Origin of the sequence: Falsiroseomonas sp. HW251 (genome assembly GCF_050563545.1) — a bacterium.
Lineage (GTDB): Bacteria > Pseudomonadota > Alphaproteobacteria > Acetobacterales > Acetobacteraceae > Falsiroseomonas.
Genome location: NZ_JBNXUM010000047.1, coordinates 1 through 11,175 on the forward strand (window position 1 = coordinate 1; position 11,175 = coordinate 11,175).

Consider the following 11,175-nt stretch of genomic DNA (forward strand, 5'->3'; position numbering starts at 1 on the left):
CGCTCCCGCCGTAGCGCGGAGAGGTCCAGACTTAGCTCCCTGAGCAGAGACAGCCGCGCGGGATCGCTGGAGGCGAGCCGGTCGACGAGATCCTCAGCGTTAGGCTGACCTAGAGCGAGACGATAAAGAAGCCGCGCCTCCCGAAGACGCGCGTGCCTCGCGCTATCGCGTCCCATCTTTAGCCCGAAGACGTACCTGCCAATCTCCGCGTCGGGCAGGGTCCACCAAGGCGCGAGGCCCGTATCGTCCGCGTGTTCTTGCTCCGCGGTCGCCTGAATTCGACTCCAGAGCGATTCGTGCATTGAAGAGACTTGCGCGAGTGCGGCTTCACCTGTGAGCCCTGCGAGAGCCCTACGGATTGCAAGGCTCGCGAAGCGCTGAACGCGGCCTTCCCGCTGCTCCAGGTCGACCGGGCTGGAACACAAATCCCAGTGTCCGATCCGGCTGCACCAGGAGTGAAAGTCAAGGCCCTCTTGCCCAACAGATGTAGTGGACAGGACGTATGGCCAGAATGGGGAGTTGAACGCGACACGCAGATCGTCGGCTCTGTCCTCGCCCTTGGCGTCCCTCTGATCCTTCGCAGACTCGGTCGCTCCGAAAGGCACGGCAACGTGGCACCGGATACGGAGCTTCCTTGCCGTAGCAACAGCGCCGACTTGGTCGAACTGGAATGAACTCCGGCCGACTCCGAACGACGTTTTCAAGTCCTTCAGGAGAGCTTCCGCGCTCGGTTCCGTACCCCGTCGGAGCCATAAGTGCTCGTCGAGCGCCGCCTCAAGGCCGCCGTCGACTACCGCCTGCAGCAGAGCCTCAGGGAAGGTCTTGCCGGGCAGGCGCGCTCGAAAGACAGACTTATCCAGGTACAGCCGCAGACCGTTCCAAGATGCGTCGACGAGTTCAGGCAGACCGGCTGATAACAGCTTGTCAGGTGCATGCCTCAAGACCGAGCGCGCGAGGACGGCACCCGGTGCACTCATGGCATACGTTAGTACCTTCCTGAACTCGTTGCGCGTAAGCCCCGTCGGCGGCACCGCTCCGTGCCATCGCGCCACTACGTCCTTCATTCCTGCGGCAGTGACGCCATCCCACGCAGAACGACTGTGCGCCTGGTACCCGGCAAGCCTGTCCAGTCCGGCAATGAGTTCCCACGCCTGACGATCTCGCCCGCGTGCCTTACGATCTGTCTCTATTTTTACGCCGAGGGCTGCCAGCGCGCTCTTCAATTGCCTCGATACAGCGGTACGTGCGTGCGAGAGAGTGCCACCCGCGCCAAGAAGTGGATCCGTCGCCAAGGCGAGGAACGGCGAAGGATGGAAGAGAGCCATGACCGACGGTCCTCGCGAGCCCGCCTCGAGACGGCTGCGGTTCCAACTACCCTCGTAGCCGCCCCGAACCTTGGATAGGTAGCGCGCCTCGACACCAAAGCTCGTCAGGGCGGCTACCGCTGGAGGCGTCGCTCTGAAGCGGGAGAAGACGAGCATCTTCGTGTCCTGGGGGGCTTCCCATCCCTTGCCGAGCGGCCACCAACTCTTCGACGGGCGGCACCACGGGAGGGAGAGATACTCCGGCTTTGCGAGTTCCTCGAGAGCCCGAAGCTTGGGGCTTGGCCAAGCCGTGGGAGCCTCAAGTCGATCTCGCATTCCCGGTGTAAGCTTCACCAACCTACCGTCTCTCCGGAACTTCGCACGCCTGCTCGCTTCGTAGCGCTTACCCATTGCCTGCGCTGGAAGCGGGATCGACGACCAGTAAGCAATGGCATCGCTCCGGTCCACCTTGGCGAACCCCTCAATCAGATGTCGGTACACTCGGATATCGCTGGGTTGGAGCGGAGCTTGGAGCAGGTGGGTGCGATCGAGATCTGCGGCGGTAATGCGGCGCTCCGTTCTGGCCATCAAAGGAGCGAGGATACGGTGGATCGCCTCGCGGGCATCTCGCGCCTGCCGCTCTACGACCGGCAGGTCTGGTGATGCCCTCGGAAGTGACGCGATGCCGCGTAGAGCGCTCCCGAAGGCGCGGAATGCATCTTCCGCGTCGCGTCGAACGTCTGCTCCGCGGTTACCGGCTAGAAACTCAATGAGTTCGAAGAACTCGGACTGCGCCTCGATCCCTCGCGCCTCCTCCCACCGGCTCACGTATTGCCTGTATGGCGTGGCAGAGAGCAGGAGGAGCGCAGGCGGGTTGCCCCTGCGGCCGTCGAGAAGCGCTTTCACTAGGCGGTCGGACCTACCCGCATTCGACAGGAGAGCACGGTATCGCTGGAACTCGTCAAAAATGATGAGGTCGGGTGGCATCGCCAGAAGCGCCGCTTCCGCAAGCGCACGGCGAAGGCGCCCAGCAAATCTTCTACCGCTCTCACTCCACGAGGCTTCGGCCACCTTTTCCCGAACTGGCTGACCGAACTCCTTTCCCAGGGCGACGCGGAAAGCACCCACAAGTCCCTTGGGGGCGTCGTTCGCGGCCTTACGCTTGGCGTCCAACAAGGCCAACCAAGTTTCTTCACGAGCAACCCCGCCCTGCAGGACGTTCGGTTTGATGCGCGGCAAAAGCCGTGGCAACGCCCTACGAATTAGCGCCACGATGAAGGCGCGCTCCTCTTTTTTCCCGCCGGAAAGGCGTGCATTAGAGTCGGGGAACGACGTTCCAGGGGTAAGCGAGTAAACGACCACCCGGCCGCGCGGACGCGCGGTCAGAGGAATCAGCCCGAGCCTGTCCGCCCTAGAGATGGCGCGCTTGCGATCGTCACGAGGAAGAAAGTCGACGAGGCGGTCCCGGTTCTGGTGGGCCACCGTCGGCCCATTTGCCACATAGAACACCGTGATCGGCTTTCCGGCTTTATGGGCCAGCCTCTCAACGACGCCTGTGGCAACGACCGTCTTTCCCAGACCAACTTCGTCCGCCACCAGGAATCGTCGCGGACCTGAGATGTCGCCGAGTACCCGGACTGCTGCGGCGATCGTGGCCGCTTGGAAATTGCGCGGTCGCATCGCTAGGCAGAACCTATGAGTTCGGAGCGGAGCATGTCCCAGGCGGCGCCGACGTCGCGCAGGAGTGCCGCAGATTTGGCATCCGCTGGGTCGACGCGAAGGATTACCTCTTGCAGGTAGTCGCGCATTCGCTGGTCGGTCAGACGGAAGGCGCTGGGATCCCTCGCCCAGGATCTCAGTATCTCCTCGACGGTGATCTGCTCCGGCTGGTCGGCGCTATCCGGGGGCTCGGCACGTCCAATCAGACCACTTGCGTCCCAAGGCCCCGAAGCATCCCCATCTGCAAGCTCTCCATCAAGTAGAGACCGGAGCCAGACCAGAAAGGCGCTGGCGCCCAAGTAGGCGGCAAGTGCTGCACGGTCCCGAAGCTCACCAAGTGGCGGATGGACACTGCACCCCTGAAGCCAAGTCACCTCCTTATCGGCGAGGCGTAGACTCAGGGTTACCAGACCCGTTTGTTCAGCTGGAGGCACCACGCCGAGCAATATCGTCCCCGCGCCCCGAGGCCAAACTTGCATCGGCCCTACCACGCGGCCGACAAGAAGACCGATCTCGGTATCTGCTGAATGCGGCGGGCTGTCGCACGCCAGCCGGAAGATGCCCTCCTCGTGCACCAGCCTTCCGGTCCAGGTGGCGACGACATGAGCGCGCGCCGCCTCAAGCCGCTCCTCCGCTTCGTCGCGAGTGACGGCTCCAATTGACGCAAGTTGCTCGAGTGTGACGGGCCTCGCTGTGCCGAGAAGCGCCTCAATGCCGCTATACAGTGTCGCTGGCCCCTCCATTCGAGCGACTAGCTCGACGTTGCGGCCTCGCCACGCCCGTTCCGTGGCATTGGCACTTCCGACCCACATCGTGAGGCGGTCTCCCCGCCGAGCGACGAGCAGCTTCGCGTGTAGGCCAGGTTCGTGGCGCTCAGCTCCAGCCTCTACCTCGGTGCTTTCGTCCAGCTCTGCTTCTTCTGCTGCCTGGAGAGCACCATTTAGAGCGAGCAGCTCGACATATCCGGCTAGCGGGTTTCCCTGCGCCGCGTAGACGCGCGCGAGCTCAGGTATGGTCGACAGTATGCGGCGGCGGCAGTTGCTAGCGCCCCAGCTACCGATCTCGCGAACGGTCCTCGGATGGAGAAACGGGCTGACCACGGTGACTTCTTCGACGCCGCGTGGTGCGACTGGTAGGTACCTCCTTTCCGAGTCTCGGAGGAGACGTACTTCGGGAACGCGGACACCCGTCGGCGTGACCCATTTGGCCTCTCCAGCGGTTTTCAGGAGCGAGGCGGCGCTATCGGGCAGGGCCGCGCGAGCGACGAGCTCTCGCGCTAACTCGTCAACCCCAGGAATGGACTGTCCACGGGCTTTTGGCCCGCTGCTGCCATCCAGCAGCAAACCGAACTCAAGATGGTCGGACGCGGTTAGGTTGCGGCTGCCGATCCAGAGACGCCATGCCGCGTTCTCTTCAGCGTCGTCCATCCGGACGAGCGCCACCTTCGCATGCCAGCTTTGCTTGCTTGCGTCGTACGGCAACCCGACGAGAAACTGATCCAGGAGCCCACAGATGGCGGGACGGCTGCGCGGCCCGGTGAGTCGGCCTCCCTGGTAGAGAACGGCGACCCGGCCGCGCAACTGCTCGATCGCCTCGGCCAGGTCAATCTTCGACCCTCTCCCGCGCTCATCGTCTCGCCCTGCCAATGCGAGCAGCGCAGCCACCACTGCAGGCAGCTCCGCCGAGTAGGTAGCCAGAATGGACGCGGACACCTTCCAGCCCGGCGGCGGCCTCAGGGAGTCCAGGAAGGCTTGTGTCGCCCAGGCATCCTGCTTGGGCGTCAAGCGTGTAGGTCCTCAACCAGTTGGCGAACTCGCTTCCAACGATAGTGCAACTCGGTTGGCTCAGGATGGTGGTCACGATCCCACTCACCGCGGCGTCTCGCACCGTTCAGCGTGGGGGGGAGCCTGGCGAGGGGCCCCTTCCGTCGCTCTTCAGCCGCCGCATAAGCGTCGAACAGAAGCTCGGGGTCCCCGGCGCCGCTGACGAGCCAAGAGTGCGTCTCCTTGAGAACTCGCTGGACGACACCTGGCAATGCACCGACGTCCTCAGCCATGGCCGCCAGGTCGAGACGATGCGCTCGCCTCGCGAAGTTCTCCAAAGCCTTCTCGAGCTTGTCGGCATGGGAGAGCCCAGCGTTGCTCGGCCCAACCCTTCTCTCAAGCAAAGCGGCGTAAACCGCACGTCCAACTGCCGCGAGTGCGGCTGCCTGACCTGCGCGGCGCAACGCGTCCCGATCGTCGGCGGCAACAGCCAGAGCAGCCTCACCCCAGGCGTGGTCAGGTAACGCCATCCGTTGTTCAGCGAGACGGGAGAGCAATGACGGGCGATGCGGGTGCATTGGCGACGACACGTCGGCCAAACGGGCGTGCAAAAAGTCCTTTTCACGTTTACCCAGATTGAAGCTGAGCGGTCCATCGCCATCCCAGTCAGCCGGGGCAGATGGAAGCCCAACGAAAGGGAACTCTAAATCCTGGAGCGGGCGGCCATCGTCGTCTCGAGAGACCCGTGAAGCGCGACGGATGAACTGGTGGACCTGCGCGCGGGATAGCTGGTTTGAGCGACCCTCGGGCATTCGCAGAATTCGCCACTTGGCCAGTGCGGTCCAGTAGACGGCTGATGGCGGTTGCGCCGAGTGCTTGGGGTGAAGGCGCCCGCCGATGATGCCTTCCTCGTTGGCGTCCTTGAGGCGCCCGACAAGGCGCGTTTCTAGGTCCGCCAAAGCCCTTCCAAAGTCGCCTTTGGGAGGCGCCTCCCAGAGCCGCTGATAGATCCATGGAACGAACAGCACGTAGCGAAGCCGCGTGTGGAGCACCGATGTGCCGGGGAAGAAGCGGTCGGCATACCGCTGGTGCAGCAGCAGAAAGCCGACCTCGTCCCTGACGTCTTCCGAAGCGCCGCTAAGCTGCGCCTCCGCTTTGCGAAGAGCGTCGCGCGAGAGATATGTCCACCCAAAGTGAGCCAATTGAAGTCGCCTCAGTGGAGGCTAACACGATGCCGAACGAGATGCCTCAGCGCAACTTCTCTGACCCTGGATGGCCGTGGCCACGTTTCGCGCGGCCGCTGCCACAGATCGTTGGGGATTGTTGATAGTCTTCAGGTCTGCGCGACGCTCCGGTTTGCCCGGGCACCGCCGGGTTGGTCTTCGCTTTGGCAAACTCTTCCCGAGCCACGATACGCGCGAGCAATCGGACGAATGGCAAGAGCTTGGCCAAGGCGGCTTCCTCGCGCTCGCTCAACGGCGCTGGATCAGGGGACGACTGCGGCTCGTTCGAGGTTTTCTCGGTCATATCGAGCGACCATACGATCCGGGCGGCGCAGGAGCCCAGGCCTTCTTGCCGCGCCACGGCTGTCGATCTAACTGACCTACGCCACCTTGGGCCGCTTAGGCGCGGCCGCTGCCGCCGGGGTGCCTGCGGCAGCCGCAGGCGTGGGGTTCGTCGCCGACTTCTTGGTATAGTGCGCGTCGAAGCGGTCCACCATGCCCGGTGCGTAGAACCTCTTCGTAGAGGAGTTCTTGCTAAAGGGATCCAGCTTGCGGATGTGCGTCAGGCGCGGGTCACCCTCCAGCTTCGCGCGCTGCTTGTGGAACAACCGGTTAACCTTGAAGTCCGAGTAGCGGGCCTGGAGCTTCTCGACGAGTGTGTCGTAAGTTAGCGGGAACCGATCCTTCAGTTCCTCCTCTGAGAGGCGGACTGGCGGTGCCTTCGGATCAACGGTAAGCCGAACGGCGGGTGCGTCGGCCTGCCTCGAGGCCGCCAGCTTGAACTCGAGCTTCAGCCCCATGACAAAGGGCTTGTCGGCGCCAATGCCTGCGTGTCGCTTTTCCAAGGCGTCGAGGAAGGCCGTGAGGTTCGCGATCTCTTTCGGGCGCTCTTTCAGAAGCACCGCGGCCACATTTTCAGGCTGCACGAATGCCAGCGGCATCATGAACACGCGGTGCTCTGAGAGTGGTCCTGCCCCGGGTAACTGGTCCAGCCGGAGCGCGATTTTTTCGGGCACTCTGATCCCTGGAGGAGGGTGCCATGAAGCGGAAGCGTTACGCGGATGAGCAGATCGCCTTTGCTCTGCGCCAGGCGGAGGGCGGCACCGCGGTGGAGGAGGTCTGCCGCAAGATGGGCGTCTCCGAGCCGACGTTCTACCGGTGGAAGAAGCAGTTCGCCGGGATGGGCGTGGCGGAGATCCGGCGGCTGAAGCAGCTTGAGGAGGAGAACGCGAAGCTGAAGCGGCTTGTCGCGGACCTGACGCTCGACAAGTCCATGTTGCAGGACGTGCTGCGGCGAAAGTGGTGAAGCCCGTCGTGCGCCGCGAGGTGGTGCGCCATCTGCAGGGCGCCTACGGCGTGGGCGAACGGCGGGCGTGTTCGGCGACGGGCTTCCGGAGGTCGTCGCATCGGTATCGCTCGCGGCGGGATCCGCAGGTCGAGCTGCGCGTGCGGCTGCGCGACCTGGCCGCCAGCCGGGTCAGGTATGGCTACCGACGTCTGCACGTGCTGCTGCGCAGGGAGGGCTGGCCTGTGAACCACAAGCGGACCTACCGGCTCTACAGCGAGGAAGGTCTGTCGATCCGGGCGAAGGTACCGCGGCGCAAGCGGGCCTGGCGCTACCGCGTGGGGCGGCCTGGGGCGACGGCGCCGAACGAGGTGTGGTCGATGGACTTCGTCTCGGACGCGCTCTTCGACGGGCGGCCGATCCGGATCCTGACTGTGATCGACGCCCATACGCGAGAGGCGCTCTCGATAGTGCCGAGAGCGAGTTTCCGGGCCTTCGATGTGGTCGCCGAGTTGGACCGGCTGGCGCGGCAGCGGGGACGGTCGAAGGCGCTGAAGGTGGACAACGGGCCGGAGTTCGCGGGCCGGATGCTGGACCAGTGGGCTTACCTGAACGGGGTGGAGATCGACTTCTCGCGGCCCGGCAAGCCCACGGACAATGCGCATATCGAGGCCTTCAACGGCCGCCTACGGGCCGAATGCCTGAACGCCTCCTGGTTCCTGTCGCTGGCCGATGCGCGGGAGCGGCTGGAGGCTTGGAGGAGGGAGTACAACGAGGAACGGCCGCACGGGTCACTGGGGAACTTGACCCCGCGGGCGTTCGCCAAGCAGGCTGAACGAGCCCGACGAGTTGCGTAGCCCCTGGACCAGAGGCGGGGAGCGGACCAAGAGGTCGCAGCCGAACCAGTCCTGCGCGGCCCGTACGAAGTTCTTGAGGCTGCCAGTCCCGAGTTGCCAGACCTTTTCCTGAAGCATCTCGTCAGCGTTAACGAAGTGGACGGCGGCGTTCCGGATCTCGGCGATCGCCCGGATGTTGTCCTCGGCCACTGGCGGCAGCGGGTTCGCCTTCAGCTTGGCGGCCTGCGCGATGGCGGTGCCGAGCGGGATGGTGCGGGGGGTGCCGCCGCCGGTCATGCGGATCTTCTGCCGCCGTCCGGGTTTCCCGGCCTTCGTGTCGGGCGTTTCCATTTGGTAGAGAACGCGCATCTTGTTGCCGCCCTCCTTCAGGATACGCGCCTTGAGCAGGAGCTCCCAAGCGTTAATCATCATGATCGCGAAGACCTCCTCCCGATGCGGGAAGAGAGGCTTGTTGTAGATCTCGACGGCGGCGAGACAGGCCGAGACGGCCTTGTCGACGAGGGCTTTATGGCGCGGAGGACGCATGCAGCTCGGGACTCTGTGGGAGCCCCATGGTGCACGGTCCGGCTCACGTTTCGAAGGGGCAACTTGAGGGGGCGGAACACGAGCTGGCTGCAAATGGTGTCGAGACACGAAGGAGCCGCAAGGTGGATGATATCTCTTTGGACAACCTAATTTCATACGCTGAGGCGTGCAAAGAGGTGAGCGTTATATTCGAAACCATGCACGACAACGAGTTTGATTTCCTCATTGTCCCGAGCCGGGGGGCAGCGCCGATCGTCGACGCCTGTACGGTTTATTGGACCAGCCGCCGCGAGCGCTCTGACCATCGCGGCGGTCTTGACCGAGTTGTAAGGTCGTTCTTATCCAATCCAATCACCAAAGCGATGTATTTACCCTTCACTGCTGATATTGGGAATTTAGACATCGGTGTGAGCCCGCGCGACGTTCGCCGATTTTGGTGTCGAGTAGTCGCGGGAATGTTGAGAGCGCCGAACACCGATCCATTCTATAATTTCTACGTCTATTTGCGTAGCAAATTCTGCGCACACCCAACGCTAGAGCCGCGCGCCAATACTTACCAGATCGACGGAATACCACGCGGCCGGAAATTCGCCTTTATAGACACGGCAGTTTCTGGGCAGGCGATATGTGAAATCATGGATGGATTTTCCGAGGCCGGTTTGGACGACGTATTATACATAATAATCATAGATTTAGAAGGAAAGCGACTTAAACCGCTATACCGAAAGCAGCTAGAAGCAGCTCAGCAGCAGAATAAAGCATTTCTAATTTACACGAAGCGCCTCTTTACCGAAGATAGAGGGCCAGCCATCAGTGGAATTTGGAGTGTGGTGTTTCCTGAATTGATTGAACAGATGCGAACCATAGTACCGGAATTTCGTGATTTGGGCTGCGCTGGAGCCGGTCTTTATTACTGGACAGTGGGAGCCGCAACCGCGCCAAGCGATACTATCATACATACGGCAGTCACCCTCCGGCGCGCCGCGCTGATCAGGGCTCTTATCTATTCGGATCACTCGCCTGCGAACGAGGCGCTAAAGGAATATCGAGGATGGATCCAGCGTCACGATCTTTTTGAACGCCGCACAACCCAAGAGATCGCACGCCCCAGGCTTGAAGCGGCGCTGCAAGTAACCCCACGTGACGTTCAGGCATCGAGTTCGCACGTAGTTCGAGTGTCGATTTCCAAAGACGACGCCGATAGCGTTGTGAGAGATTTCCAGAAGTCCCGCGCTGCATCCTGAGCCTGCGTCGTTTGCCACGAACCTTGTGCAGCCACTCGTCCCTAGCGCGAGGTGCCGTAGCCCGCCCCAAGGCCGCATTATTCCTGGCCTAGCAGAGTTCAGCTGAACAGATCGGCTTTGGGTCCACGAGCTCCTGCTCGAGGTGAGCCGTCGGCTCGGCGGCGAGGAACGCTGCAAGCGCTTGCACGTCAGGTGAGCCAGAGAGGTTCCCGAGACCAGGGATGCCACCTGCCCTCCTGCCAACCTTCAGCGCATAGTCCGGGCTCATGAGGTGGAGGCGGAGCTTGGGGTCAAGCTTCCTCGCCATGTAGTCTGCGATCCGGATGCCGCCTGGATCGACATCGCCCCAATGCCACAGCTGCGCACTTTCGGACGTCAGGCGCCGAACAACGTCCAGGACTGCTCGGCTGGGGAACCCGCCTGTGTAGACAGCCGCTTCGTCCGGCCGAAGTGCCTCGCGCACGTAGCGATTGAACGATGCAAAGTTCTCAATGGTGAGCACAGCCCGGAGGCTACCGGGTGCGCTGAGGTGCCCAGTGTCGTCTGGCGCGATCCCCACATAGGTGAGTTCGGCTATCCCCTTACCCGCGAACAGGGCAGTACCGGCCACGAGCACTGGATGCTGGAATTTCTCGAGTCCTGCTGCCGCGGCCGCTTCGCCCTCAGTGAGGTCAGAGGGGATACGGCCCACCTTCGCTAGCCAGTCGAGGACCCGCGCGAGGTTCTCCTCCAACAGCTTGCTATCGCCCAGTGACTGTGCCGAGAAACTCCGCAGATCGCGGCGGTCATTTTGGTCGCGGCGTAGCACCGCCTCAAGGCATCGCAGGAAGGCACCCGTCTGTGTATCGGACGGTCGAAGGCCCAATGGGCTGCGCGCTGCGCGCCAGCCTTCCTCAAGATGCTGGAGGCAGCGTTCAGTGTCCTCGTGTGGGTGGGGCAAGTCGCGTCGTAGTTCCAACACCGCCTCAGAGACGATGTCCGACAATGGCGACCGCGCGAGGAAGCGATATAGGGCGCTGGCATCGACAAGGCTAATCCTGTCCACCAAGTGGCGCATCTCGCCGCGCTTGTGCCGCTTAACTTCAATTGCCCCAGCCCGTTCGGCGTCCGCGAGGACAGCTTCGAAGGCAGCCTTATCAGCAGCGCTCGGAATCTCCGGCGGCCGCTCGTGGACAGCAAGTACGCGGTCTGGCCGACTCTCAATCCGGTCAAGGAGCTTGTTCAGAAGTTGGCGCGCCTGATCGGCTGACATCGC

Annotated in this window: 9 protein-coding genes; 2 read left to right on the plus strand and 7 right to left on the minus strand. The window is 62.8% G+C overall.

Annotated elements, in window-relative coordinates:
* The 5 genes from ACLF3M_RS32860 to ACLF3M_RS32880 all read right to left on the minus strand — a co-directional run.
* Window positions 1-2,900: hypothetical protein (locus tag ACLF3M_RS32860; RefSeq protein ID WP_430661240.1), on the minus strand; the 2,900-nt coding region annotated here is incomplete at its 3' end.
* Between the two features lie 86 nt (window positions 2,901-2,986).
* Window positions 2,987-4,687 (minus strand): phospholipase D family protein, encoded by a 1,701-nt coding sequence (locus ACLF3M_RS32865; protein WP_430661241.1) that lies wholly within the window; start codon window positions 4,685-4,687, stop codon window positions 2,987-2,989.
* A 116-nt stretch (window positions 4,688-4,803) separates the two neighbouring features.
* Entirely contained in the window at window positions 4,804-5,988 is a 1,185-nt protein-coding gene (locus tag ACLF3M_RS32870; RefSeq protein WP_430661242.1) for a DUF6361 family protein, read from the minus strand.
* A gap of 46 nt (window positions 5,989-6,034) precedes the next feature.
* A complete protein-coding gene (locus ACLF3M_RS32875; RefSeq protein ID WP_430661243.1) occupies window positions 6,035-6,313 on the minus strand; it encodes a hypothetical protein in 279 nt (92 codons plus the stop codon).
* Between the two features lie 76 nt (window positions 6,314-6,389).
* A complete protein-coding gene (locus ACLF3M_RS32880) occupies window positions 6,390-6,953 on the minus strand; it encodes a hypothetical protein (RefSeq protein WP_430661244.1) in 564 nt (187 codons plus the stop codon).
* Window positions 6,954-7,048: 95 nt separating this feature from the next.
* Here ACLF3M_RS32880 and ACLF3M_RS32885 point away from each other — a divergent pair.
* Window positions 7,049-8,151 (plus strand): IS3 family transposase gene (locus ACLF3M_RS32885; RefSeq protein ID WP_430661245.1). Its coding sequence is split into 2 segments (ribosomal slippage): window positions 7,049-7,310 and window positions 7,310-8,151, totalling 1,104 coding nucleotides; the frame shifts between segments, so codons are not numbered across the junction.
* On the opposite strand, the gene ACLF3M_RS32890 is transcribed toward ACLF3M_RS32885, so the two are convergent.
* Window positions 8,086-8,676, minus strand: coding sequence for a DUF3644 domain-containing protein (locus ACLF3M_RS32890; protein WP_430661246.1), 591 nt, complete (start codon window positions 8,674-8,676; stop codon window positions 8,086-8,088). The two genes, ACLF3M_RS32885 and ACLF3M_RS32890, sit on opposite strands and share 66 nt — an antisense overlap.
* Window positions 8,677-8,873: 197 nt before the next feature.
* On the opposite strand from ACLF3M_RS32890, the gene ACLF3M_RS32895 reads away from it, so the two are divergent.
* A complete protein-coding gene (locus ACLF3M_RS32895; RefSeq protein ID WP_430661247.1) occupies window positions 8,874-9,920 on the plus strand; it encodes a hypothetical protein in 1,047 nt (348 codons plus the stop codon).
* A gap of 88 nt (window positions 9,921-10,008) precedes the next feature.
* Here ACLF3M_RS32895 and ACLF3M_RS32900 read toward each other — a convergent pair whose 3' ends face one another.
* Window positions 10,009-11,172 (minus strand): Wadjet anti-phage system protein JetD domain-containing protein, encoded by a 1,164-nt coding sequence (locus tag ACLF3M_RS32900; RefSeq protein WP_430661248.1) that lies wholly within the window; start codon window positions 11,170-11,172, stop codon window positions 10,009-10,011.
* Between the last annotated feature and the right edge of the window lie 3 nt (window positions 11,173-11,175).